Source organism: Bacillus sp. A1, from assembly GCF_042296235.1.
GTDB classification, from domain to species: domain Bacteria; phylum Bacillota; class Bacilli; order Bacillales; family Bacillaceae; genus Bacillus; species Bacillus velezensis.
Genome location: NZ_CP141181.1, coordinates 2,166,854 through 2,190,207 on the forward strand (window position 1 = coordinate 2,166,854; position 23,354 = coordinate 2,190,207).

Sequence of the window (23,354 nt, forward strand, 5' to 3'; positions counted from 1 at the left end):
ATACATACGCCTCTCCAAAAAAAGTCCGTAAGGTGTTAAGGTTAATCAAATTACCTAAGGATGTGTTTTCATGTTAAAGGCTTCAAAAATTTTCATTTCATTTATGGCATTACTACTAGCCGTGTATTCCCTGTTTAATCAAAGTGGAATCCTGTTATTTTCTCTTCAGGTATTAGTTGCAGTTCTTTTTATCATAGTCGGGTTGGAATTACTTTCAAAGAAGCAAAAGAGCTATGGATATATCTTCTTTGGAACATCTGTCTTAATACTTACCGTGAACATTATCAAATTCATGATTTAAATAAAATACACTACTCGATCCATGTTTTTCTTTTCGTGGACACATATGCAAAAGCTATTCTAGAGGGAAAACAATAATGGAAAAACACCGCATACATCGCTATACAAAAAAGCTGAGTTAATTGTTATAGTGCTTGAAAAAACAATAAAGCAAGTCCCAGGTCATAATTTATCTCCATTAACTATGTCGTTGATCAATAAACTCACTTGCATATCGGTATAACTCTTTATATGCCGTTTCATTAACTGGAGACTCTATTAATTCTACACCGTTCTTTACAGCAGTATAGGTTTTTCCATCGCTGGGATACGCTTGCCAAATAACCGGAATTTGTTTAAAGTTTGAAAGTTTTTTAGATTTTTTAATTTTTTAAAATTTTTCTCTTTCTGTTATCTTAGAGGCTGCGATGTCTATTATCTCGCCGTATAGAAATGCCCACATATGGAATTCAAATGGAGGATTCCACTTGTAATGAACTTGTAATGATGGAATTCTAACTGATCCTGCTTTTAATTTTGCATTAATATTATATTTGTCTTTTAATAAATCCTTTGTTAGATAAGAGGTGTAAACGCATGCGTCTCCCATTCTTGTCCCAGATTCATCAAAAGCAAAAAATATACTTTCAACAATATTTTTTTTAATAAGCGCTTTATTGTTCATCTTATCCCTCGTAGTCGTTAAAAAAATGATTTTATGTAGACCTAGAAAATTTGTAAGTATTTACTTTTGTTGTAACTTTAGTATACCATGATCATTTTAAGTGATCAATATCTTTTTAATCTTTTTTGTAAATCAACAGCTCATGCAGCTCAATGTCTAAATATGTACAGACTTTGTCCAACAGATCCCTTGGGTACCGCTCCATTTCGTCATGATACAGCTTCCTGACTGTGTTAAAACCATGATCAATATCATTGGACAGCTTTCGAATACTGATATTCTTTTCGTCTAATATCGGCTTTAAATTTGATTTAATCAATTTAACTACCCCACATTCATTATGTATGATCACTTTAAATTATCACCATATGCATAAAAAAGGTCAAGGATATACCTTGACTATGTATTAAGCTTACCAATCAAATGAATCTTCATGTTCAAATCCATAAATACCTTTAATCCACACATCTCCGCAGCCTGGATTCTTTGTAATCTCTAACACATGATTACGATTTGCATCTCCCTCTACTCGATCTGCAGCAGTATAGTCGGCATAGTTCCCTACAAACTGCTTTTCACTACGTGGGAATACCCAGCCAGCAAGAGTTATCCTACTGATTTTCATATTTAGAGTACACCCCTCAGCATTGCTAATTGTGAATTTGTAGAAGAGCCAAGTGCGATCATAAGTCCGATCAAAATAATCTGCCATTGAAAAACTCTCTGAATCCTCACTCATGTGAAAATTCACGTTTTTGTAGTCTAATGTAAGCTTCGCCTCAGCACTTGGTGTGTTAAAACTCAATATAAAACCAATACAAATTAAGGTCAGAACGATTAACTTTTTCATTTTCCTCTCCCCCTTATTCCAAATAATACTACATCGGGAGGTGGTTTCCCATTATAATTTTTTCGCAATATTACAGGTATATCTACTTTAATGTCGAAAAACATATATAGCTATGCGAACTATACTGCGGTATTGCTTTTAAGGAGGAAAAACAGTGCGTAATTTTTGGGAAGCAACTGAGGAAGATCCTTATAAACTTGATAGTGTAACTGAAGAGATGATCAAACATACCGAGAACAGGTTAAATATCATTCTACCTGAGTCGTACAAGATGCTTATACTTGAACAAAATGGAGGGATGATAAATTATAATGCATTCCCCACAACTGTTCAAAATTCATGGGCAGAAGATCACATTGAGTTTGATTACCTACTAGGGCTAGGTGAAGACCCAGGGATACTAGACAGTTCATACCTAATAAAGGAATGGGATTTACCTGAAAATGTGCTCCTTATCCATGGAGACGGACATACTTGGGTAGCAATGGATTATCGAGAAACAAACTCAAACCCTTCAATTCACTACTTCGATGTGGAGATTGATCAGGATTTCAAATTAGCAAAATCGTTTGATGAATTTTTGTCAAAACTGTATACGCATCATTACGATATGGACACTGAAATAGCTAACAATGAAGGCTCAGAAATTCAAAATGCCTCATTGAGTAATTCTGAGTCAATAACAAGTAAAGAGGTTGCAACAATATTAAAAGAAAAGAACCCTTTGGATATTTATAAGGTGGCATACTACCCCATAAAAGACACAAATGACCTAGAATGGGTCATAAATCAGATTAAAGAGTCATCATATATCTTAAACGAAGAACAAGCTTTTGAGCTAGCAGATTTGCTAATGACAATAGCTACAACGTATGATAACCATATTAAAACAACAATTTTTAAAAACCGTATTGAAGAAATTATAGCCAACTTAAGCGAACAAAAGAATGAAGATGTGGACAATATTTTGACACAAATCAAAGATTTTCTTTAATTTTTTACTTTTTACCCCCTTTCTGTTTGTTTCTTCCTAAAAATATATTTAGATGTTAATTGAAGAAAATACTAACAGAAAGAGGAGAGATATGAAAAATTTAACAAGAATTATGAGTCTTGTTCTGCCACTGCTTCTATTTACCTCATTCGTTCTTCCTAACTTTGCAGAAGCACACACAACAAACAGCAAAGAAAATCATAGTCCAGACATGGTACATACCCCCACTGCTGATATTTCAGATGATGAAGCTGGCTATGAAGAAAAAAACTATGAAGACTATTCAGATGTAATAGAAGATCCTTATTATTCGGATTTAGCTAATGCCCCCGTTTGAAATTTTTTTGATTAACATATCAATACTCATATCCACACCTTTGCATTACTTTAAGGGGCTTTTAAAAAAAATAAGATTTAGTTGTCCTTACCAAAGAGCAATTTTCCAAAGTCATTGTCTAAAATCTCAATTTCCACATCACTGTCATTATCATCAGTTTCAATTGGTTCATCTACTAATCTTAGGATAAACTCTTCAAAAGAGTTGGCAATAAGGAAAAAGTCTTTATCGGGGTGACTTAATTCATGATCCCAAAACAATATCTTTTCATTATCGATATCCATGCAGATTTCATTCCCGCCTGCGGAGCTTGCGATAGGAATAATATTTCTAGGAAAACGATCAGAATATGTATCGATTGCTTTCTGAAGACTGTTATGATCGTTTGCTAAACCATAAAAATTCTCTAACAATTGTGTATCATCGTCCTTACCCATCCAAGGATCTTTCTCTATAGGTTTGTAGCAAACGTCGTACTCAACTTCATCTGTTGTTTTTTTACTTTCTAAATAACAGCCTCCATATTTCTTCAAAAAGTCCTTATAATCTAAAGGTAATTGATCGCCTATGTTCATTTCAATCTCTTTGAGTTGTTCATTTGTATTAATGCTGGGATCTGTTTTTGCATCAATTGAAAACTCTTTCAACTTTTGTTTGATCTTAGTGAAGCTCATATTAACCCCCTCCGCATTGCACATCTTTAGCAATGAACAATTGCAATACTTTTGTTTAGTTGTCTAAGCTAACTTTCAATGCATCAGCTAGCATGGTGTTAAAATCATCAAATTTGTTCATCAACGTTCCAGAGGGTTTATCAAGCTCCAAATATTCATTCTCAATCACATCCAAGCAATACCAAGCTGTATCTGAATCACCAAAAAACAGGTATTTTTTCGGTTCGTCATTTTCGTGCCATTGTTCATTTGTTTCAATAAAACCATAAACTTCTTCATCATTTTCTTCTTCTAAAAATACTTTATCCAGCCCATAGATTACCAAGCCATTAAAATCTAATCCGTTAACGGTTTGAAGAAATTTTTTATATCCTGAAGGAATTTCATTTATAGGGAACTTGCCTAATACTACTTCATTAAAATTGCTTAATTCTTTGTCTGTAACAGGAGAATTTAATTCATCTCCATACTTCGCTTCAGTTTTTCGAGTTTTCTCTAATAAATTTACCCACATAAAACTGCTCCTAATTTTTATTACTACGCCAAACTCGTAATCGAAGAAAAGTCCCTTAGCAAGAAATTATCATCAATTGCATTACTTTTGCTTAATCGTCCCAGTCTTCATCTTCTTCCCAGTTTTCTTTCATTCTTTGGAGCTTATCAAAGAAAAATTCAATGAAATTATCCGAAACGACTTCTTGGTAACCAATTACTCTATCCCACGTAAATACAGGACATTCTTTATTTTTCATCTTGTTGGTATCTAGACAATATGCAAAGTAATCAACATCCTCTATTACAACAAGACCTTCGGTTAAGTTATAGTGTTCTTGATACTCGTTGGTATATTCAACAACTGATGGGCCTCCAAAATCATAACCTAGAATATCAATTCCATAAACTCCCCCAGAACCATAGTTCCGCAGAAACCATTTATAGCTCTCCGGAAGTTTCACTTTAAGATCTTGTTCTATTTTAGATATTTTGTCTTCTCCAATTCCTCCTGTGAAATCTCTTTCTTTTGCATTATCATTTAAAAACTGTTCCACTTGCGTGTATAGTTCCATTTTTCCCAACCTCTTTTACTCTGTATATTGAGTGGCTCTCCATTTCCAATATCTCGCTCTAAAATATTCATATTGAACTTTCAATTCTGGATTATTTCTAAAACCCTCTCCATCAGTTTTAAGTTTATGTATGACCTCACTATATTTTGTGTGTAAACTGTTTGGAATTTCAACCATATTTCCAGGTTCCTCCTGAATTAAATGGTGCAAATTGATTTTTGTGCCGTCTTTGGCTTGAGGTGCCTTACCGTCTTTCATTAATTCAAGATTTGTTCGACCTTTACGATCTTTTTGATTAATATCGATATCTTTCATTGTATAAACTCTTCGGCTTACATCTTTGATATTTCCTTTTACTCTCACCTTGCCCTTAACCTCATAAGCACCATACTTTTCTTTATTTAACCAAGGGACATTTACTTTCTGACCAGTAAATGGCTTTCTTGTTTCATCTAATTTTTTAGCAAGCTGAAGCAGCCTGTCTTTTGCGCTCACACCATTGATGACATTATACGGCACACCACCTGCTACAACAACATCTTCTCGCATGACAAACGGTTTAATTGCTGTTAGTGGATCAGGAGTTTCATCAAGTTTTTTAGACACTTTTTTGACTGCAGCTTTTCCAGCTGTTTTCACTCCTATTTTAGCAACTGAACCAGCACCTTTTAAAGCGAAGATGTTGACTGCTGCACATGTAATCCAATGAGCCGTTGATTCTGCGTCTCCGTTCTTTACGTCTCTAATATAGGAGGTTATTATTGCATCTTTAATTGAATTAAGCGTGGAATCATAGTGATAAACTGCAACTGCAGAATTAATAAGCATGTCGACAGGATGATTGTGTGCCATATAGTCTAATGTTTCAGCTGTCATATCATAAAGAGCTGTAACAGTACCTTTGGCTCCAGCCATTAGCTCACGTGTGTTTTCAATCTGTGTGAAATATCTTTGTTGTTCTGCTGTCAGATTTTCATACCCAATTGTTTTGGCCATTGAATAGAATTCATCGGCATCTGCATAATCATAATTCTTTAGTCTTTCTTTCAGTTTTTCAATCTCTCGCTCTTTTTCTTCCTTCTTCTTAATCGTCAAATAAGCTTCAGTACGTTTTTCAATATCGCCTTTTTTCTTATGTATGTCGCTTTCTCTGTACGCCTTAGCGTTATAGTGGAGTGGTGTTGCATTTTTCCCTTTGCCTGTAGCATTTTGAAGCTGTTGAAAGTCAGCTTGGATGAAATGCTCATTCGCTTCGGTTTCTGCGTATTCTTTCGTTAGATCGTAATCGAGCTTTCCGAGCTTGTGTATGGTATTGTCTCGTTTCTTGTCTGCTGAGTCCAGCTTTTGATCGACGTCCTCTGTCGAGAAAACATCAAGATGAATGATATCGCTTATCTCATTAAGAATATCCCTCAGTTCATTCCGTTGCTCCTGCATGATGGCTTTTGATTTATTCTTCGCATGAATCAGCTCGTGTTCTAAAAAAGACTCTTCCACAAACGAATCGGCCAATCCGGCAACAGCTACTTTTCCAGAAATACTGTTAAGAAAAGCAATTTTCATATCGATCAGATCAAGCCAGCTGTCTGTGACACCGGCGTGATCTTGAAAGAATGCTTTAATATTTTCTGCGCCTTTGCCTGAAAACTCACTGTCGTCTAAGTCAGCCATTCCCTGAAACGCTTTTCTGAGATTGATAAATTGTTCTCTAATCTGATCATATTCTTTTGCCCGCTTTTCTGCGGCTGAAATGAACGAGGCTGCTTCAAATACTTTCATTTACGTCTCCTTTCCACTTGATCTTATCTAAACTTTCTATTCTGAGACATATTTATAATACCCTTGAATTTCCGGCTTCACTTCCCAGTATTTAGTTCCATTTGATGCTACCAACATGTCAAACCATATCTCAAAGTTAGAGTCTAAATATACCGCATCTTCAATGTCATCAATTGAATCTAGATACATCATATATCCTAATCCCTTATTTGATTTGTTTGTGTCAACAACATACCTGCCATCATAATGATACCCAATTAGGACATATCCCTTAGGGAAGTCTTGAACTTCATTAAATTCAATTATCCCTTCAGTGCTGAGAAGTTCAACACCATTAAACATTTCCATTCCATTGTGACTGAATAGGAACTCTTTATAATCATTAGGCAAAGTTACCCCTAGCTTTTTTTCTAAACTGTTAATTTCTTGAGGACTGGCCGGATCTCTGAATTGAAAAGCAGCATCTTCCATGACATGTCCCCCATGTTGGAACATAGGAAAAGTTCCGTATTTAGAAACAGCATCCTTTATTCCATTAAGAGTCATGTGAATTAACTTCCCTTCTGCCATATAAAAACCCTCCTCTAATGTTTAGACCGCTAAATTCTACCACAAAACTGTATTTGAGTGTCTTAAAATGAGAAACCTAATTTACAATCTTTGGTTTTATATTTATAATTAGGAAGGTTTGTCCGATATAGAGACAGAACAAACAAATTGGGGGAATTACATTGAAGAAATGGCTGTTAGGTATTGGCGCATTATCTCTAAGCTTTTCTTTGGCTGCGTGTGGATCTGATTCTGCTTCTACAGATAAAACAGATTCAGATAAATCTAAAACAACGCAGCAAGAAGAAAAGGATGCAAAAGAGACAAAGGCAGACACTCAATCAAACGACAAAAGCAATAATGACAACAATGAAAAAGCCGAAAATGCTTCAAAGAAGGATTCGTCGGATAAAAAGGCGTCTGACAAAAAGAAAAAGCTGGTCGATGTAACACTTAACAGAACAGTTGATGGGAATACAATTAAAGTTAACTATAAAGGCGAAGTCAAAACTGTTCGTTATTTACTTGTTGACACGCCTAAAACTAAGAGCCCAAACTCTTGCGTACATCCATATGGTGAGGATGCTTCAGCAAGAAACAAACAGCTGGTTAACAAGGGAAAACTTCAACTGGAGTTTGATAAAGGAGATCGCACAGACAAGTATGGCAGAATGCTGGCTTACGTTTATGCAGACGGCAAATCAGTACAAGAAACACTGCTTAAAGAAGGATTAGCACGAGTAGCTTATGTATATGAGCCAAACACGAAGTATTTAGACACGTATAAGAAAGATGAGCAAGCTGCGAAAGATAAAGACTTGAAGATTTGGAGTAAGCATGGATATGCGACTGATAAAGGATTTAATGGCTGCGTAACGAAACCGAAGAAATCAGTAAGTGTATCTAAGCCGGCTCAAAAGTCAGTTGCAACACACCAATCCGAGACACATAAATCGAACTCAAGCAGTTCAGCATCAAGCAGCTCTTCTAACTCTGCACAAGCCTCCCCTTCTGCCGGAGGAATAGAACACTTTGCAAACTGCACAGAGCTGAGAAAGAAATATCCGCATGGCGTACCAAGCACTCACCCTGCTTATACATCTAAAATGGATCGGGATAATGACAACTTTGCATGTGAGAAGAATTAATTATTTTGAAGCCCTCTGAGGCTTCTTTTTTTATTCGAATACATTCATCTAAACAAAAAACCACAGAGCGTGTGAGGGACTCTGTGGCCTATAGTGGCTGATTAAACCCCTATGATACATCAATTAGGATTTTATCAAAACTTTTCTTTTAAAGATAACATCATCTCTGTCTCAAATAATGCCTGCAGCAGTTCATCTATATTAATTTCGTTCTGTTTGTAATTATTCTTTTCATAAGTACGAATAATTTCTTCATATTCTGATCGATTATCTCCTTTAATGGAGCTAATTCCAAGCTCTTCACCGTATCGGTTAATGAATAGTTGTTTATTCATTTCTTTCGCTTTATCATTTTCATAATTACAAAATGCACCTGACAACTGGACGAGAAAAGTTTCGTCTTCAGAATTTAGGTTATTTTCGTTACACCAGTCTACAAAACGATTTCCAGTCATGTTATCACCTTTAATTTTAGTATTTAAAGAACAAGATAATCTGCAGCAAGGATGATATATTCTACTGCCATGCCAATTGTTTCAGCAACTCCTGCGCCAACTGCACCTTTAATAGCTGGTGGAATTTGTTTTCTTGCCATAGCAGCAACCTCTTTAGGAGCCCCGGTTATATCTTCGAGAACCTTACAAATTTTGTTTGTGTTTTTAATAATCTTGTTTACCGTGGACTTTCCAAACATTGTACCTAAAATGTCTTTTGCCCAAGCATTATTCGCTAGTCCTCTAATAACCTTAATCGCTTCTTTAGCTGCGGCGCTTTTAGCTCCCATAGTACTCATTTGATCTTGTGAGTTACCATTTTCGAGACCTTTTAATTCTTCAGCAGCATCTAAAATGCCTTTTTCTTTTACTGACGGGACTGAGTATTCTTTAGCTAGTTTTTGAAGCTCGGTAGGATTATAAGTAAATTGCACGTCCTGTTTAGAAACACTCGCTTTTTGCACTTCTGAGGCCGAAGCTCCAACAGTAGGGATGGCTATAACGGCTGCAAGCAACATCAAAAGAATTTTAGCAAATAGACTTTTCAATTTGAACTCTCCTTTATCCCTAATTTTATTGTTCAACACATTGACCACAATACCATAAAATACTAACATTTTTTCCTGTTTTTATTATATTCGTTTAAAAAAGGTAAGGCAGCCCTACATTTGAAACTGTTCAGAAATCACTACGGTGATCAAATATTCATTCACAATTTAAGATATTTTTACTACACAAAAAAGACTGTTCTCAAAAACAGTCTTAGATGTTTTTAGAATTAACGTATCCGTTAATTTCTTTAATTCTTATTCTGATTTTTAAACGCCAAGTGCTCAATTCTTTGATCCTTAAAAACTTGACGGATATAGGGAGGCGAATAATTATATTTCCGGCCAATTTCTTTAGGCTCATTTTTTTGTTGAAATCAGATCGTATAGCAGATCAAAGTCTTTTGCTCTCCTCCTCTTTGACAATTCAGAGTAAGAAAGCTTGTCCACTTTTTTTGCCTTAAATAGATTCAGAATACCCCAGTCTGGGATATTAAGTTCCTTTGATATTTCCCCCACCGTTTTAAGTTCTTTGTTTATGGATAAAACCATTATTTTATTTAGTGTTCAAGTTATAGTTGCTCATAAGCGCTGCCATATGAGGATTACATGAACAAAATAAAAACCCTATTAATTACAGACGGCGTTTAATTAAAAAATGAATACGATTAGAATAAATATTCAAACAATACAATCCTTACAATATATTACGTTATTTTCGTATTCAATGTCAGACAGAATACTGTATGAATACTTCTGTTTTTACAGTAAATACAATAAAGAGGAGGTGCTGTTTTTTTGGAGTTAAAAAACATCGTTCATTCTTACAACATTACAAATATTTTGGGTTATCTCAGACGCTCTCGTCAGGATATGGAGCGGGAAAAAAGAACAGGCGAAGATACGCTAACAGAACAAAATGAACTCATGAATAAAATACTGAAGTCGATTGAAATCCCCTATGAATTAAAAATGGAAATCGGGTCAGGAGAAAGCATTGAGGGCCGCCCTGTTTTTAAAGAATGTCTTAAAGACCTCGAGGAAGGCAAGTACCAGGCAATTGCTGTTAAAGAAATAACAAGACTCAGCCGCGGGAGCTACAGCGATGCGGGACAAATTGTTAACCTTCTTCAAAGCAAGCGATTGATTATCATTACACCATATAAAGTTTATGACCCTCGAAATCCTGCAGACATGCGTCAAATTCGTTTTGAATTGTTTATGGCCAGAGAAGAATTTGAAATGACCAGAGAGCGTATGACAGGCGCTAAATACACATATGCGGCACAAGGGAAATGGATTTCCGGACTAGCGCCTTATGGATACCGGTTAAACAAAAAAACATCCAAACTAGTCCCAGTCGAAGAAAAAGCAAAAGTCGTTCAACTCATCTTTAACATCTTTTTAAATGGGTTGAATGGAAAAGATTATAGTTATACAGCGATTGCTTCTCACTTAACAAAATTACAAATACCGACTCCATCAGGAAAAAAGCGCTGGAATCAATACACAATTAAAGCAATTCTGCAAAACGAAGCGTATATCGGAACTGTTAAATATAAGGTTAGAGAAAAAACAAAAGACGGTAAACGAACAATTAGACCTGAAAAGGAACAAATTGTAGTATCGTATGCACATGTCCCTATAATAGATCAAGAACAATTTCAACAATCACAAGAGAAAATTGCAAACAAAGTCCCCCTGCTGCCTAATAAAAATGCATTGGAATTAAGTGAATTGGCAGGCGTATGCACTTGTTCTAAGTGCGGTGAACCATTATCTAAATACGAAACTAGGAGAACGCGAGAAAACAAAAACGGCACGAAAAGTGTGTATCACGTTAAATCACTCACTTGCAAAAAGAATAAATGCACTTATGTGAGATATAACGATGTTGAAAATGCCATTCTGGATTACCTCTCTTCTTTAAGCAACTTAGATAATAAGACTTTAACAAAACATATCATTTCAATGATTTCTAAATACGAAGACGTAAATAGTAATGTGAAAACAAAGAAGCAAATGTCTGAACATCTCTCACAAAAAGAACAAGAGTTAAAAAACAAAGAGAATTTTATCTTTGAAAAATATGAGAGCGGCATTTACACTGATGAACTTTTTTTGAAAAGAAAAGCTGTTTTAGATGAAGAATTTAAAGAACTCCAGATTGCCAAGCATGAGCTCAATGGAACCCAAGAAGCGAAATCAGAAATAGACAGTAATACAGTCAGAAACAACATAAATAAGATAATTGATCAATATCACATTGAAACAAGCACAGAGAAAAAGAACGCGCTATTAAGAATGGTCTTTAAAGATGTTATCGTTACGATGACACAAAAAAGAAGAGGGCCAATCCCGGCTCAGTTTGAAATTACCCCTATCCTGAGGTTTAATTTTTCGTTTTCGACCTCACCGTCACTGATAGTCCCTCAAAATGCAGTAAATATCTTAAAAAACCGATAAAGCCGTTTCCCCGGTAAACACAATGGGAGCTACGAAATTGTTGTCCGAGAAGCTGTTTCATCAGGCAAATCATCATGTTCAAAACCGCGGTACGGTGTTTTGTTCGGTCCGCTTCGGCAATGTGCTCGGTTCACGCGGTTCCGTTATTCCTATTTTATTTGAGCAGTTGATGGCAGGCGGCCCGCTCACCATTACGGATAAAAACATGACGAGGTTTTTTATGTCGATTGATGACGCCGCAACGCTCACCCTGCAATCTGCGGCGATCACAAAGGGCGGAGAAACGTTTATTTTTAAAATGGAGTCCCTGAGGCTCGAAGAACTGCTTCACGGGTTTGAAGAATATGCGTTCCGGCACGGACTGCCGCGCCCCGCCGCTGTTGAAGTGGGAAAACGCCCCGGTGAGAAGCTTCATGAAGAACTGACCTCTCCTCATGAGACGGAATCTTTATATGAATGGGGCAATCTGTACGCAATATTGCCGGAACCCGCCAAACATCCGGAATTTCGGAAGGTCAATCTCCCCAGATATCAATCCGATCAGGCGCCGCTCATCACAAAAGACACAATCGTAAAGATTATTGAACGATTACATGAAGAAAAAAAAACATAGAAAAAAGGCCTGTCTGATAGGCAGGCCTCATTGCTGAGCTCTATTTTTCAAATAAATGCAGACAGGCTTCATAGCCCTCTTCCTTCAGCTTGTCTTTCGGAATAAACCGGAGTGCCGCAGAGTTAATGCAATAACGGAGACCGCTTGGCCCCGGACCGTCATTAAATACGTGGCCTAAGTGGGAATCAGCTGTTTTGCTTCTCACTTCCGTCCGGATCATCCCGTGGCTTGTGTCCAGTTTTTCGTCAACCTCTTCTTCTTCAATCGGTTTTGTAAAACTGGGCCAGCCGCAATGAGAATCGAATTTATCCAGAGAAGTAAACAAGGGCTTTCCCGATACGATATCAACATACAGCCCCTCTTCTTTGTGATCCCAGAATTCATTTTGAAACGGCGGCTCCGTTCCGTTATTTTGCGTGACTTCATATTGCATGCGGTTTAATGATTTGATTTTTTCTTCTTTATTAAAAGCCATCTTATCTGTCCCTCCAATGCTCATCCAGAAAGCCTTGACGTCCGGAACCTACACGGTAGCGCCCGTAATGATCAGGATTTTTCTTATAAAAGTGCTGATGATAGCCTTCCGCTTCATAAAAAGGCTCAGCCTTTAAAATGTCTGTCACGATCGGCTTTTTAAATATGCCGCTTTCTTCAAGCTGTTTTTTTGAGGCTTCAGCGATTTGTTTTTGTTCATCATTATGGTAATATATCGCCGCCCGATATGAACTTCCGCGGTCTGCAAACTGGCCGCCTGCATCAGTCGGGTCGATCTGCTGCCAAAACAGCTCGACAAGCTTTTCATACGGATAAATGTCAGGTTGGAATGTGATTTGAACGGCTTCTCTGTGTCCGGTCGTTTCACTGCACACTTCTTCGTAAGTCGGATTCTCAGTATGGCCTCCTGTATAGCCGGACACCACCTTTTCAATTCCGGGCTGTTCGTCAAACGGCTTCACCATGCACCAAAAACAGCCGCCTGCAAATGTGGCGATTTCTTTTTTTTCTGACATACGGGTGCCCTCCTTTGTTCATACGTGGTATTATTATATTATAGCATGTATAAACAGAATAAAAATAATTCTGCTTTCAGGGGAAGCTGAACGAATGCCACGCTGACTACATATTGGAGGTTCATGATTTGAAAGTAAGGACACAAATGATGTATGATATGGAAGCTTTGCTTCGAAAAGTGTTTAAACAAATCAGAAATGAAGTTAATGAAATTCTAGATAAAGAGCTGTCCAGGAACGAATTCACCATTTTGCGGATTCTCAGTGAACAAGGGCCTAAAAAAGTAACGGAATTCGCCCCCATTCTTGAGGTCTCCGCAAGCCACATTACCGCAGTGACCGATGCTTTAGTAGAAAAGGAATGGATCACCCGCATCCGTTCTAAAGAGGACAGGCGAATTATCAGAATCCATATTACGGAAGCCGGGGAGAAAATTGTCGATCATTTCAACCAGAAAAAAACAGAATACTTTTTTAAACGGTTTGACTGCTACTCTGATGAAGAGCTTGCAACGTTAATCAAACTGTTCAGCAAGCTAGACAAAAAACGCTGACACGAAAAAAACACAAATCCCTGAAAGGATCTGTGTTTTTTTATGAAAACTTATTGTTTCGGGTGATAATAGGAAAATTCAATTTCATCCGTGTCGAGATTGATTTTATCCGCTTTTACATACATGCCGTTGTCTAAAGGCATTTCTGACAGACGGATCTCGATGCTTTTATCCCCGGAATGAACGTGCACAAATGACGGGAGTTCATAAAAGCTGTCCATATAATTCAGCACAAAGCTGATCGGCAGGCTTAATTCGCCTAATGAAAATTTCGTCACTTTCAAAATCACATCTCCGTTCTCCTGTACGGACGGTTCAAAAGTGACGACCGCATTAATGGAGGTTGAGAATGCTTTGATTTTACCTGCCACGTGCACATCGTTATTGATGTCCACTTTGTAGTCAAGCTGATTCGATGCCTTCTCTTTTAAGTACGCATTCACAAACCTGGCAAGAGATTCTTTCGAGCTCGTGATATGAAAGCCGTACTCACTTTTTGTCTGATCTTGTATTTTCGCCTGCTCTCCCGGCATAACCAATAATGTCACAATTACCGCGGCGGCAATCACATTGAGTGCGAGAAGAACAAAAAACAGCGATTTCCACTTTTTCATCATTTCACCCTATTCTGCTGGTAACCCTTGTTTTTCAATGATGCCGTACAATCGATCGGCGATAAGTGCATACCCTTTTGCGTTCGGATGAAAATCATCATCCTTTGAAATCCGTCTGCTGCCGCTTTTTTGACTGAACAAGTCTTCAACATTCACCGCGGCGGCGTGGGGATCTTTTTCCAGCTCTTTTGCGGCGATCTTGTTCCAATCCGTTACAACCCCATTAATTTCTTTTAATTCAGGCAGCGTAAACGTGAATGGGTTATACATGCTGACATACACCAGCTCTGCGTTTTCATTATATTTGCGGATTTTTGAAACGATCGCCTTGAATCGTTTTTCAAAAGGTTTCTCTTCCTTTTGGAACGGCTGAACCGTCAGCTGCATCATATTCTGGCGGAGCACCTTCATTAAGTCATTGCCGCCGATGGTAAAAAAGATATAGTCGGCGCTCTTTAATGATTTCTGAACTTTTTTATTATCAAGCTTTTCCAGCAGGTCCGACGTTTTGTCCCCCTGCACCGCATAATTTTTAATATCTACCGTTTTCACATGTCCCTTTTTCTTAAGAGACTCCGCTGCCCTGCCGACGTATCCTGAACCGTCAGGATCTCCTACTCCTTCAGTCAATGAATCACCGACCGCAGCTATGACAATATGATCTTTCGTTTTCGGTTCTTCAGTGTCAGAACCGGTGCGCTGGACAGAACATGCTGATAAAAGCAAAGCCAGTCCGGCGATCAATGAGAACATTCGCAGCTTCAATCTGGTTGCTCCTTCCCCGTCTTACTAGTGGAAAGTGTAACATGTTTTTTCAGATTTGAAAATGTCTAATCTGCCAGTTTACTTGAGCTCCTCAGCAGCTTTGACATCTGACAGGATATCATCATACGGAACTTTCTGCACGCCGTCATAATCTTTAAGCACCTTCCCGTCAGGTCCGACTAAATAAAAAGAGGTTTTATGTATGACCTGGTCCTCTCCCTCCGGCTTTTTGACGATTGATTTAAAGCTGTTCAGCGCAAAATCTTCAATGTCCTTTTGGCTGTAACCGGTCAGAAAATCCCAGTTACGAAGCGAAAGCGGATATTTGGAAGCAAATGCTTTCAGCTGTTTCGGCGTATCATTTTCAGGATCTACACTGAACGACACAATCCGCACGTCCAGGTTCTCAGCCTTCAGTTTTTTTTGCAGTTCGGTCATGTGAGCCGTCATCGGCGGACAGACTGAATTACAGTTTGTAAACATAAAATCGGCAATCCAGACATGCCCCTTCAGGCTTTTCAGTGACACTGTTTTTCCGTCTTGGTTTTGATATGAAAACGGTTCAATCTGATAGTTCAGCGGGTCTTTTATCGTTTTTCCCCCGCAGGCGCACAAGAGCAGCAAACAAAAGACGGCAGCGAAGATTTTCATTTTTTTCATTTCCATTCCTCCCATGGATAAAACGCTTACAGCATTCATCATAAAAAAATTCCCGCACCCTCCCTTATCAAAAGGAAGGCGCTAAGGAATGTGCACCGTTATGCGTTATGTTTTAAAATCTCTTGGATGAAAACGGCCTCATAATCTTTCCACTTCATACGGCGCTTGACATATTGTCGGAATGAATACACTGTTCTCACACTTTGTGAAGCAAAAACTTCTCTCAAATAAAGCTCAAGGTGCTGATGAATTTGAAAAAAATAATGTTCACCTTCCGTGACAACCGGTATTTCTGTCACTTTTACCTGAATCCCGTCCTGTCGTTTGAACTCTAGGCTTTTGAGTAACAAGATATCAATCCTTCTTTTTCGATTGTTTTCTTTTTATTATATACAATCTGAGAAAGCGTGTCTGTCATTTTGCGCGGCCGTTCTAAAAAAAGTCAGATTAACAGGTGGAACAGATCCTGATCTTTATTCACCTCTACGTAATGAAATCCTTTTTGATTCATCCGGGCAATGAGCGCGCCGTAATCTTCCCGATGCTTAAGCTCAATGCCGACCAATGCGGGGCCGCTGCTTTTGTTATTTTTTTTCGTGTATTCAAACCGGGTGATGTCATCATCAGGCCCGAGCACTTCATCAAGGTATTCGCGAAGCGCTCCCGCCCTTTGCGGGAAATTAACGATAAAATAATGCTGCAGCCCCTCATAAATCATCGAGCGCTCCTTCATCTCCTGCATTCTGCCGATGTCGTTATTCCCTCCGCTGACCATGCAGATGACGTTTTTTCCTTTAATCTCTTCCTTGTACAGATCAAGTGCTGATACGGACAATGCACCCGCCGGCTCCGCTACGATGGCGCATTGATTATATAATTCGAGAATCGTGCTGCACACTTTTCCTTCCTGGACAAGCACAACGTCATCGACAACGGTTTCGAGCGTTTGAAAGGTTTCGGCGCCGATTTTTTTTACGGCCGCCCCATCGACAAATTTATCAATTTTCTCAAGTTCAACCACTTGTCCGGCTTTTTTCGATTCAAAATAGGAGGCTGCGCCCTTCGGCTCTACCGCTATGATTTTTGTATCCGGCGAGATGTTTTTCATGTACGTGCCGAGCCCGGACAGGAGTCCTCCTCCCCCTACGCTTGCAAAAAGAAAATGCGGTTCAACGTCAATGTCATTTAAAATTTCGATGGCAGCCGTTCCCTGTCCGGCCATGACATCGGGATCGTCAAACGGATGGATAAACGTGCGGTTTTCTTTTTCACAGCATTCCGCAGAACTCTTATACGCATCATCGAAAGTGTCACCCGTCAATATGATTTCAACAAATTCTTTTCCGAACAGTTCCACTTGGGATACTTTCTGTCTCGGTGTGGTTGACGGCATAAAAATCTTGCCGTGAATGCCGAGGTGTTTGCATGAAAACGCAACCCCCTGCGCATGGTTTCCCGCACTTGCGCATACAATTCCGTTTTCAGTCTGCTCTTTTGAGAGCTGCCTCATTTTATTATAAGCCCCTCTGAGCTTAAATGATCTGACCACCTGCAGGTCTTCTCTTTTCAAATAGATATTGCAGCCATACCTCTCAGAAAGTCTGTCATTCCTCTGCAAAGGCGTATGGATCACAACGTCCTTTACGTTTTGGTGCGCTTTTAAAATGTCTTTTACCTGGATGAGAGAGTCTTCTTTAAGCAACGGTTTCATTTACAGAGTCCTTTCTTATTTAAATCCCTATTTAATATGCCATTATAACATGAATATTCAAACAATAAGATAATTATTTTAATTTCGTAAATAAAAATAAATAAACCGATACAAGAGAAAAAGATATTTTCGATCGCACAAACGTGTTATACTTAAACCAATTAGAACCAAAAGGAGCCAATTCATGAGTGTAATTGAACAAACTGATCCTTTTTATCAACTAGCCGGCGAACATCACACCTTTTCACAAGCGAAACGATTGGCCTCGCAATTTGCCTTATCTGATTTGCCGGTCTTCATAACAGGTGAAGTCGGAACCGGAAAAAAACAAATGGCCAGAGCGATCCACCATAAATCCCGCAGAAACAGCGAACTATTTATTACCGTTCACTGCAGCCAAAGCGAAGAGCGGCTCGAGTATGAACTGTTCGGCGCTGAAGGCGCATTAAACAGGGCCCGCCGCGGAACATTATTCTTATATGAAATCGGAGACATGCCGCTCTCGGTACAGGCCCGCCTTCTTTCCGAGCTGGACGCCGGGCTTTCCGCCCGCATCATTGCAAGCAGCACGGCGGATCTTGGCGATACCGGCGCGGAAAATACGTTCAGCCAAGATTTATTTTACAGGCTTCACGTGTTATGCCTTCCGCTCCCTGCTTTATCTGAACGAAAAAGCGATATACCGCTTCTTCTGCAGCATATGCTGACAGCCACGGGGCAGCATGTTCATATCGATCCGTCCGTTTATCCGCTGTTTGAGCGGCACACCTTTAACGGCAACATCAGAGAACTTCAAAATGCGGCGTACTATATGGCCGCGGCAGCATCCGGCAGCACGATTTATCCCGATGATGTCCCGCCGTATATCAAAAACAGCCAGAAAGCGAAAACAGCTAAGAAAAAAGAAAAACGGCTGACATTGATGGAGAAAGAAGAGTTTTTGTTTATTTTGGAATCAATTAAAGACTTAAATACAAAGGGCGAACCCGCCAGCAGACGGAGCATATCCGAATTAAGCGAAAACAGCACAATGACATTATCGCCCCAGCAGGTCAGAAACAGGCTTGATTACTTAGAAAAGATGAACTATGTGACAAAAGGCCGAGGACGCGCAGGAACAAAAATTACATTAGAAGGGTTGAGCTTTTTGCAGTCACTGCAAAAACAAATCCTTTAAAAAGGAGGACATTTGATTGTTCACAATAAAAGAAGAAATCGCAAATGCCGTCACACACGGAATCGGTGTATTGCTGTCGATTCCGGCGCTTATTTTTCTCATTATCTTCGCGGTGAAATACGGCTCGCCGACAGACATCGTCAGCTTTTCAATCTTCGGTGCTTCAATGCTGCTGCTGTATCTCAGCTCGACTCTTTTGCACAGCATTCAGCATAAAAAAACGAAAGACATTCTTGAGATTGTGGATCATTCCGCGATATACGTATTAATAGCCGGAACATATACGCCATTTTTATTAGGACCCCTTAAAGGGGCGCTCGGCCTGACCCTTTTAATTATTGTTTGGTCGCTTGCCATCGGAGGCATCGTGTTTAAAATCTTTTTCGTAAAGCGGTTTATCATTTTTTCAACGCTTGTCTATTTAATGATGGGCTGGCTGATCATCATCGCCATTAAACCGCTGTACGCTTCGCTGTCAGGCCCCGGTTTCGGCCTTCTTCTATTCGGCGGCTTATTATATTCCGCCGGCACAATATTTTATATTTGGAGAAAGGTTCCGTATCATCACGCCATTTGGCACAGTTTTGTTTTAGGCGGCAGCGCCTCGATGTTTTTCTGTATTTTATTTTATTGCGTCAAAGTTCCCTTTATCTGAAATAAAAAAGCACAGCCTCTCGTATAGAGACTGTGCTTTTTTTATGCACGGAGCCGTTTCTGACCGGCCGGATAATAAGCAGGCTTTATATGTAATTCAATGTCAGCCGGTTTCAGCCGTTTCAGTAATCTGCCCCGCAGCAGCTGGTCTGTTCCCGAAGTGCTGACAGGCACAATCGGGAGATCGAAACGAAGGGCCAGTTCCTCCGGATTGATTTTGCCGTCTTCGGACAGAATCAGACTTTGCCCTTTTTGCAGACGGACTTCCGCCTCCTGAAACACGGCATCCTGGCTGTCTCCGTCACAAATGACACCCATCAGCCGCAGCCAATTTCCGAGAAACGGCATCCGGAAAGCTTTCTCGCCAGCGATAAAACCAGCCGGCTCTTCAAGATGTCCCGCAAGCAGAAGAAGATCAGCCGGGCGCAATCTGGGATGCACATACAATACGGGGCCGTCCGGTATCGGCTGATCATGATGAATGCCGATTGCCGATCCCGACACGTCAATGCAGCCTCTCATAAAGGCTTTCGGCCGCTCATACACCAGCCTCATCTGTTTTTGAAAAGAAAGTCGCGGGTCAAGCTCTTTTTGATTGATATATTCTTGAATATTTTTCATGAACATAAATACAACGTACATCACAAGGCAGCCGTAACGAATCAATTCTTGTCCCCCTGCTTAAACTCAATTCTTTTTCTCGTATACAAGGTACTCATAATCGTAAGGGTTTTTTTCATCTTTTACTCCCTGTTTGCGGGATGTCAATTCCCATTCAGCTTCATTAAATTCCGGAAAAAAACGGTCTCCTTCAAAGACATGGTGAATTTTTGTCATGTAGAGTCTGTCCGCATAAGGAAAGAGCGCACTGTACAGCTGGGCGCCGCCGATCACAAAGCATTCTTCATCGGCCGGGATCAGCTTGAGCACTTCCTCAGCCGAGTCGGCGGTAATACAGCCCGGGAATAAAGATTCGTCCCGTGAGGTTACAACGATGTTACGCCGGTTCGGAAGCGGGCGTCCGATTGATTCAAACGTTTTCCGCCCCATTACAATGGTGTGACCCGTCGTCACTTTTTTGAAATATGCGAGATCATCGGGAAGGTGCCAAGGCAGATCGTTATCATTTCCGATCAGCCGGTTTTCATCCATCGCAAAAATAAACGAAATCATACGCTGACAGCTCCTTTGATGTGCGGATGCGGGTCATAATCCTCAATGATAAAGTCTTCAAACGTAAAATCAAAAATAGAATCAACATTTCGCGCAAACCGCAGTTTCGGCAGCGGACGGACATCCCTTGTCAGCTGCAAATTCACCTGCTCCACATGGTTTTGGTAAATGTGGACGTCTCCGAATGTATGAACAAACTCACCCGGTTCAAGTCCCGTCACATGCGCGATCATCATTGTTAAAAGCGCATAAGACGCAATATTAAACGGCACACCGAGAAAGACATCCGCTGAGCGCTGATAAAGCTGACACGACAGTTTTCCGTCCGCGACATAAAACTGAAACAGGCAGTGGCAAGGCGGAAGCGCCATATGATCAATTTCGCCGACATTCCAAGCGCTGACGATTAAACGTCTGGAATTCGGGTTTGTCTTGATGTCGTGAATCAGCCGGGAGATTTGATCAATGGTCTCGCCGTCCGCTCCGCGCCATGAACGCCATTGAGAACCGTAAACCGGTCCGAGTTCTCCGTTTTCATCCGCCCATTCGTTCCAGATGCGGACTCCGTTTTCCTGAAGGTAGCGGACATTCGTATCTCCTTTTAAAAACCAAAGCAGCTCATGCGCGATGGATTTAAAATGGAGCTTTTTCGTCGTAAGCATCGGGAAACCTTCCTGAAGATTAAACCGCATTTGGTAGCCGAACGTGCTGATCGTACCCGTTCCCGTACGGTCTCCTTTTTTTTCTCCGTTTTCTAACACATGACGGCACAAATCTTTATATTGTTTCATTTTTTTCATCCTTTTAAAGTAGTCTTTTAGTAGTGTAACACAATAAAAAATCATTTCTGCAAAATTTCTCAGAAATGATTTTTTTATTTCTTCTCGCTATTACACGCTCATCCAGTCAGGCGGCGTATTGCGGTCCCAGTAAATGCTGCCGAGCTCATGATGTGATTGAAATCCGTCTTCAGCGGTATGGTAATGAAAATTAAACCAGTAGCCGTCTTGCGGAGGATGATCCCGGCGGACGTGGAACCTTAAAAGATCTTCACCTGTCAGCCTGTTATACACATGAAAAATTTTTTCGGTTTTTCCGGCCGACGGTTTACTGGAAATAACCACATCCTGATACGCTTCATCATCTTGAAACTTGGCTAAATGTCCTGTGATCACATCTTCGATTTTAGGCAGAATTTCACTTCTGTAATCATCTTCAATGACCGGAGAGATTTTGCTGCCGAATTTTAAAAATGATTGATTTTCAGCATCACCGAGAAGCTGCTGCTGATACGATTGAAACAGTAACTCAGGCTCCCGCCCTGCCTTCGCTTCTCCCGGCAGGGCGTGTTCATCATAAAAAGCGGTGTAATCATTCTGCTCAAGACTGCTCGACTGTCCTGAAGGCTTGTCTGTCATCAAAGCAGCCGGAGGAGACACGAGTCCGAACGTTACAATGGTAAACAGAACCACAAGGGTCTTTTTCATCCACAATTTCATGATAGATTGTTCCCCTCTGTTTTATTGTCCTCTTTTCCTTTATTTTAGCATAGATTAAAGCGCGGCGTCATGCCCGGCAGCGTATTATCATGCAATATGGGAAATTGGTAACTGTGACCGAGCGGATAAACCGCTTACAATAAGAAGGAGAAAAAGGAGGGGATGAGATGATTAACGCTTTATTTGCGACTGTATCACTTCTCACGCTGCTTTATTTTGTCGTTATGGAAATCACTGATTAACGAAAAAGAAGCCCATGATATCATGAGCTTACATGGATGACACCGAAGTGGAAAAGCGCCGTCTTTCTTTTCAGCACCTTGAAGCCGTATCGTTCAAACCGCGGGCTTTTCCAATGGTCTTTAAGCACTACGCATTTTTTCGCCGCCCGGACGGCTTGCGTGATGCACTCTTCGTTAAAACCCTCTTCTGCCAGCGCGCGGAGCGGTGCAATGCCGTCTGACGTTTCAACAGGTTCGTGAAACATCGGGTCAAAATAAATGACATCTACCGATGAATCAGGAAGCTCCCGCAAATAATCGGCGCAGTCGGCATGTTTAACCTGAATGCGTTTCATGGCGGTTTGGAGCTGCTCCATTCCGGTTTCCCACGTTTGAAGTCCTGTTTCTACAAGCAATGAGACAAGCTTGTTTTTCTCCAGGCCGATGACTTGTCCGCTTTTTCCGACTGCCAGACTTGCCAAAATCGCATCGGATGCCAGGCCGAGCGTACAATCTAAAAAGGAATCCCCCTCGCGTAATCCGGCTGCTTTTAACAACGGCTCGGCTTCCCCTCTCAAAAACCGCTTTGCGCGGAACATCGCTGTATTCGGGTGAAAAAAGAACTTCTCCCCTTGCTTCGTGTAAAGTTCGAACCGTTCCTTTCCGATGACTAAAAGATCGCTAGCGGCTCGTTCCAGCATTTTTTCAATGGGCTGTTTATTGCGGCTGCAGTAAGTGTCACCCAGCCTGACACTGAGTGACTGCGCTGTGTGTATCGTATATTCGCTTGGTCTGTAACTCGTTGTGATCATCTTTTTCTCCAAAAAGAAAAT

General features: G+C 40.1%; 28 protein-coding genes and 2 pseudogenes. 8 read left to right on the forward strand and 22 right to left on the reverse strand.

Annotation, left to right across the window (positions count from 1 at the left end; genetic code table 11):
• Window positions 1-670: 670 nt before the first annotated feature.
• The 3 genes from U2H13_RS10475 to U2H13_RS10485 all read right to left on the reverse strand — a co-directional run bounded on the left by U2H13_RS10475 (window position 671) and on the right by U2H13_RS10485 (window position 1,814).
• A complete protein-coding gene (locus U2H13_RS10475) occupies window positions 671-964 on the reverse strand; it encodes a hypothetical protein (protein WP_223204381.1) in 294 nt (97 codons plus the stop codon).
• 115 nt (window positions 965-1,079) lie between these two features.
• The gene (locus tag U2H13_RS10480; RefSeq protein ID WP_021493958.1) at window positions 1,080-1,283 is read right to left on the reverse strand and encodes a helix-turn-helix transcriptional regulator; all 204 of its coding nucleotides are present in this window, start codon (window positions 1,281-1,283) and stop codon (window positions 1,080-1,082) included.
• Between the two features lie 93 nt (window positions 1,284-1,376).
• Window positions 1,377-1,814 (reverse strand): hypothetical protein, encoded by a 438-nt coding sequence (locus tag U2H13_RS10485; RefSeq protein ID WP_021493959.1) that lies wholly within the window; start codon window positions 1,812-1,814, stop codon window positions 1,377-1,379.
• Window positions 1,815-1,968: 154 nt separating this feature from the next.
• Between U2H13_RS10485 and U2H13_RS10490 the strand changes: the two genes are divergently transcribed.
• Together U2H13_RS10490 and U2H13_RS10495 are read left to right on the forward strand one after the other, a co-directional pair.
• Window positions 1,969-2,808 carry an SMI1/KNR4 family protein gene (locus U2H13_RS10490; RefSeq protein WP_021493960.1) on the forward strand — a complete coding sequence of 280 codons (840 nt, stop codon included), beginning with the start codon at window positions 1,969-1,971 and terminating at the stop codon, window positions 2,806-2,808.
• Between the two features lie 91 nt (window positions 2,809-2,899).
• Window positions 2,900-3,145 (forward strand): hypothetical protein, encoded by a 246-nt coding sequence (locus U2H13_RS10495; protein ID WP_021493961.1) that lies wholly within the window; start codon window positions 2,900-2,902, stop codon window positions 3,143-3,145.
• Window positions 3,146-3,222: 77 nt separating this feature from the next.
• Here the strand turns inward: U2H13_RS10495 and U2H13_RS10500 are convergent, their stop codons facing one another.
• From U2H13_RS10500 to U2H13_RS10520, 5 genes are all read right to left on the reverse strand, one after another.
• Window positions 3,223-3,819: an SMI1/KNR4 family protein gene (locus U2H13_RS10500; protein WP_103526828.1), complete on the reverse strand. Its 597-nt coding sequence runs from the start codon at window positions 3,817-3,819 to the stop codon at window positions 3,223-3,225.
• A gap of 55 nt (window positions 3,820-3,874) precedes the next feature.
• On the reverse strand, window positions 3,875-4,333 hold the full coding sequence (locus U2H13_RS10505; RefSeq protein WP_109567022.1) for a YrhA family protein: 459 nt from the start codon (window positions 4,331-4,333) through the stop codon (window positions 3,875-3,877).
• 91 nt (window positions 4,334-4,424) lie between these two features.
• Window positions 4,425-4,886, reverse strand: a complete 462-nt coding sequence (locus tag U2H13_RS10510) for an SMI1/KNR4 family protein (protein WP_021493964.1) — start codon at window positions 4,884-4,886, stop codon at window positions 4,425-4,427.
• Window positions 4,887-4,901: 15 nt separating this feature from the next.
• Complete coding sequence (locus tag U2H13_RS10515) at window positions 4,902-6,665, reverse strand: T7SS effector LXG polymorphic toxin (RefSeq protein WP_110124209.1); 1,764 nt, start codon at window positions 6,663-6,665, stop codon at window positions 4,902-4,904.
• A gap of 36 nt (window positions 6,666-6,701) precedes the next feature.
• Window positions 6,702-7,136 carry an SMI1/KNR4 family protein gene (locus tag U2H13_RS10520; protein ID WP_110124793.1) on the reverse strand — a complete coding sequence of 145 codons (435 nt, stop codon included), beginning with the start codon at window positions 7,134-7,136 and terminating at the stop codon, window positions 6,702-6,704.
• A 260-nt stretch (window positions 7,137-7,396) separates the two neighbouring features.
• On the opposite strand from U2H13_RS10520, the gene U2H13_RS10525 reads away from it, so the two are divergent.
• The gene (locus tag U2H13_RS10525; protein ID WP_109567024.1) at window positions 7,397-8,362 is read left to right on the forward strand and encodes a thermonuclease family protein; all 966 of its coding nucleotides are present in this window, start codon (window positions 7,397-7,399) and stop codon (window positions 8,360-8,362) included.
• A gap of 134 nt (window positions 8,363-8,496) precedes the next feature.
• On the opposite strand, the gene U2H13_RS10530 is transcribed toward U2H13_RS10525, so the two are convergent.
• Entirely contained in the window at window positions 8,497-8,817 is a 321-nt protein-coding gene (locus tag U2H13_RS10530) for a hypothetical protein (protein WP_021493967.1), read from the reverse strand.
• Between the two features lie 23 nt (window positions 8,818-8,840).
• A complete protein-coding gene (locus tag U2H13_RS10535) occupies window positions 8,841-9,473 on the reverse strand; it encodes a hypothetical protein (RefSeq protein ID WP_050569603.1) in 633 nt (210 codons plus the stop codon).
• Window positions 9,474-10,202: 729 nt separating this feature from the next.
• On the opposite strand from U2H13_RS10535, the pseudogene U2H13_RS10540 reads away from it, so the two are divergent.
• A pseudogene (locus U2H13_RS10540) lies at window positions 10,203-11,887 on the forward strand (recombinase family protein).
• Window positions 11,863-12,483 (forward strand): annotated as a pseudogene (locus U2H13_RS10545) (polysaccharide biosynthesis protein); the annotation flags it as partial. The pseudogenes U2H13_RS10540 and U2H13_RS10545, both read left to right, overlap by 25 nt.
• A gap of 40 nt (window positions 12,484-12,523) precedes the next feature.
• On the opposite strand, the gene msrB reads toward U2H13_RS10545, so the two are convergent.
• Window positions 12,524-12,958 (reverse strand): peptide-methionine (R)-S-oxide reductase MsrB, encoded by a 435-nt coding sequence (gene msrB / locus U2H13_RS10550; RefSeq protein WP_007409536.1) that lies wholly within the window; start codon window positions 12,956-12,958, stop codon window positions 12,524-12,526.
• A 1-nt stretch (window position 12,959) separates the two neighbouring features.
• Window positions 12,960-13,493: a peptide-methionine (S)-S-oxide reductase MsrA gene (gene msrA / locus U2H13_RS10555; protein WP_003153641.1), complete on the reverse strand. Its 534-nt coding sequence runs from the start codon at window positions 13,491-13,493 to the stop codon at window positions 12,960-12,962.
• Window positions 13,494-13,621: 128 nt separating this feature from the next.
• Here msrA and U2H13_RS10560 point away from each other — a divergent pair, with 128 nt between their 5' ends.
• On the forward strand, window positions 13,622-14,047 hold the full coding sequence (locus tag U2H13_RS10560; protein WP_003153639.1) for a MarR family transcriptional regulator: 426 nt from the start codon (window positions 13,622-13,624) through the stop codon (window positions 14,045-14,047).
• Window positions 14,048-14,097: 50 nt separating this feature from the next.
• Here the strand turns inward: U2H13_RS10560 and U2H13_RS10565 are convergent, their stop codons facing one another.
• The 5 genes from U2H13_RS10565 to ilvA all read right to left on the reverse strand — a co-directional run bounded on the left by U2H13_RS10565 (window position 14,098) and on the right by ilvA (window position 17,797).
• The gene (locus U2H13_RS10565; protein ID WP_017417998.1) at window positions 14,098-14,661 is read right to left on the reverse strand and encodes a YpmS family protein; all 564 of its coding nucleotides are present in this window, start codon (window positions 14,659-14,661) and stop codon (window positions 14,098-14,100) included.
• Window positions 14,662-14,670: 9 nt separating this feature from the next.
• Window positions 14,671-15,426: an SGNH/GDSL hydrolase family protein gene (locus U2H13_RS10570; protein WP_007409534.1), complete on the reverse strand. Its 756-nt coding sequence runs from the start codon at window positions 15,424-15,426 to the stop codon at window positions 14,671-14,673.
• A gap of 78 nt (window positions 15,427-15,504) precedes the next feature.
• Window positions 15,505-16,086, reverse strand: a complete 582-nt coding sequence (locus tag U2H13_RS10575; protein ID WP_025649778.1) for an SCO family protein — start codon at window positions 16,084-16,086, stop codon at window positions 15,505-15,507.
• Between the two features lie 98 nt (window positions 16,087-16,184).
• On the reverse strand, window positions 16,185-16,436 hold the full coding sequence (locus U2H13_RS10580; RefSeq protein ID WP_094247854.1) for a DUF2535 family protein: 252 nt from the start codon (window positions 16,434-16,436) through the stop codon (window positions 16,185-16,187).
• A 92-nt stretch (window positions 16,437-16,528) separates the two neighbouring features.
• Window positions 16,529-17,797, reverse strand: a complete 1,269-nt coding sequence (gene ilvA / locus U2H13_RS10585) for a threonine ammonia-lyase IlvA (protein ID WP_376700452.1) — start codon at window positions 17,795-17,797, stop codon at window positions 16,529-16,531.
• A 184-nt stretch (window positions 17,798-17,981) separates the two neighbouring features.
• Here ilvA and U2H13_RS10590 point away from each other — a divergent pair, with 184 nt between their 5' ends.
• The gene (locus U2H13_RS10590; RefSeq protein WP_061862300.1) at window positions 17,982-18,974 is read left to right on the forward strand and encodes a sigma-54 dependent transcriptional regulator; all 993 of its coding nucleotides are present in this window, start codon (window positions 17,982-17,984) and stop codon (window positions 18,972-18,974) included.
• Window positions 18,975-18,990: 16 nt separating this feature from the next.
• Window positions 18,991-19,629, forward strand: a complete 639-nt coding sequence (locus tag U2H13_RS10595; RefSeq protein ID WP_003153625.1) for a hemolysin III family protein — start codon at window positions 18,991-18,993, stop codon at window positions 19,627-19,629.
• Between the two features lie 41 nt (window positions 19,630-19,670).
• Here the strand turns inward: U2H13_RS10595 and U2H13_RS10600 are convergent, their stop codons facing one another.
• From U2H13_RS10600 to U2H13_RS10620, 5 genes are all read right to left on the reverse strand, one after another.
• Window positions 19,671-20,294, reverse strand: coding sequence for a lysophospholipid acyltransferase family protein (locus tag U2H13_RS10600; protein WP_017418002.1), 624 nt, complete (start codon window positions 20,292-20,294; stop codon window positions 19,671-19,673).
• A gap of 21 nt (window positions 20,295-20,315) precedes the next feature.
• Window positions 20,316-20,801, reverse strand: coding sequence for a dihydrofolate reductase (locus U2H13_RS10605; RefSeq protein ID WP_095060730.1), 486 nt, complete (start codon window positions 20,799-20,801; stop codon window positions 20,316-20,318).
• Window positions 20,798-21,592 carry a thymidylate synthase gene (locus U2H13_RS10610; RefSeq protein ID WP_003153622.1) on the reverse strand — a complete coding sequence of 265 codons (795 nt, stop codon included), beginning with the start codon at window positions 21,590-21,592 and terminating at the stop codon, window positions 20,798-20,800. Before U2H13_RS10610 ends, U2H13_RS10605 begins: the two co-directional genes overlap by 4 nt.
• A 99-nt stretch (window positions 21,593-21,691) precedes the next feature.
• On the reverse strand, window positions 21,692-22,300 hold the full coding sequence (locus U2H13_RS10615) for a YpjP family protein (protein WP_031378998.1): 609 nt from the start codon (window positions 22,298-22,300) through the stop codon (window positions 21,692-21,694).
• 262 nt (window positions 22,301-22,562) lie between these two features.
• The gene (locus U2H13_RS10620; protein ID WP_007409525.1) at window positions 22,563-23,333 is read right to left on the reverse strand and encodes a class I SAM-dependent methyltransferase; all 771 of its coding nucleotides are present in this window, start codon (window positions 23,331-23,333) and stop codon (window positions 22,563-22,565) included.
• Window positions 23,334-23,354: the final 21 nt, after the last annotated feature.

Excerpts from the sequence above, each read along its gene's own strand:
- U2H13_RS10475 (WP_223204381.1), bottom strand. The coding sequence starts at position 964 with ATGAACAATAAAGCGCTTATTAAAAAAAATATTGTTGAAAGTATATTT.
- U2H13_RS10485 (WP_021493959.1), bottom strand. The coding sequence starts at position 1,814 with ATGAAAAAGTTAATCGTTCTGACCTTAATTTGTATTGGTTTTATATTG.
- U2H13_RS10495 (WP_021493961.1), top strand. The coding sequence starts at position 2,900 with ATGAAAAATTTAACAAGAATTATGAGTCTTGTTCTGCCACTGCTTCTA.
- U2H13_RS10500 (WP_103526828.1), bottom strand. The coding sequence starts at position 3,819 with ATGAGCTTCACTAAGATCAAACAAAAGTTGAAAGAGTTTTCAATTGAT.
- U2H13_RS10505 (WP_109567022.1), bottom strand. The coding sequence starts at position 4,333 with ATGTGGGTAAATTTATTAGAGAAAACTCGAAAAACTGAAGCGAAGTAT.
- U2H13_RS10510 (WP_021493964.1), bottom strand. The coding sequence starts at position 4,886 with ATGGAACTATACACGCAAGTGGAACAGTTTTTAAATGATAATGCAAAA.
- U2H13_RS10515 (WP_110124209.1), bottom strand. The coding sequence starts at position 6,665 with ATGAAAGTATTTGAAGCAGCCTCGTTCATTTCAGCCGCAGAAAAGCGG.
- U2H13_RS10520 (WP_110124793.1), bottom strand. The coding sequence starts at position 7,136 with ATGGAAGATGCTGCTTTTCAATTCAGAGATCCGGCCAGTCCTCAAGAA.
- U2H13_RS10530 (WP_021493967.1), bottom strand. The coding sequence starts at position 8,817 with ATGACTGGAAATCGTTTTGTAGACTGGTGTAACGAAAATAACCTAAAT.
- U2H13_RS10535 (WP_050569603.1), bottom strand. The coding sequence starts at position 9,473 with ATGTTAGTATTTTATGGTATTGTGGTCAATGTGTTGAACAATAAAATT.
- msrB (WP_007409536.1), bottom strand. The coding sequence starts at position 12,958 with ATGGCTTTTAATAAAGAAGAAAAAATCAAATCATTAAACCGCATGCAA.
- msrA (WP_003153641.1), bottom strand. The coding sequence starts at position 13,493 with ATGTCAGAAAAAAAAGAAATCGCCACATTTGCAGGCGGCTGTTTTTGG.
- U2H13_RS10565 (WP_017417998.1), bottom strand. The coding sequence starts at position 14,661 with ATGAAAAAGTGGAAATCGCTGTTTTTTGTTCTTCTCGCACTCAATGTG.
- U2H13_RS10575 (WP_025649778.1), bottom strand. The coding sequence starts at position 16,086 with ATGAAAAAAATGAAAATCTTCGCTGCCGTCTTTTGTTTGCTGCTCTTG.
- ilvA (WP_376700452.1), bottom strand. The coding sequence starts at position 17,797 with ATGAAACCGTTGCTTAAAGAAGACTCTCTCATCCAGGTAAAAGACATT.
- U2H13_RS10590 (WP_061862300.1), top strand. The coding sequence starts at position 17,982 with ATGAGTGTAATTGAACAAACTGATCCTTTTTATCAACTAGCCGGCGAA.
- U2H13_RS10605 (WP_095060730.1), bottom strand. The coding sequence starts at position 20,801 with ATGATTTCGTTTATTTTTGCGATGGATGAAAACCGGCTGATCGGAAAT.
- U2H13_RS10610 (WP_003153622.1), bottom strand. The coding sequence starts at position 21,592 with ATGAAACAATATAAAGATTTGTGCCGTCATGTGTTAGAAAACGGAGAA.
- U2H13_RS10615 (WP_031378998.1), bottom strand. The coding sequence starts at position 22,300 with ATGAAATTGTGGATGAAAAAGACCCTTGTGGTTCTGTTTACCATTGTA.
- U2H13_RS10620 (WP_007409525.1), bottom strand. The coding sequence starts at position 23,333 with ATGATCACAACGAGTTACAGACCAAGCGAATATACGATACACACAGCG.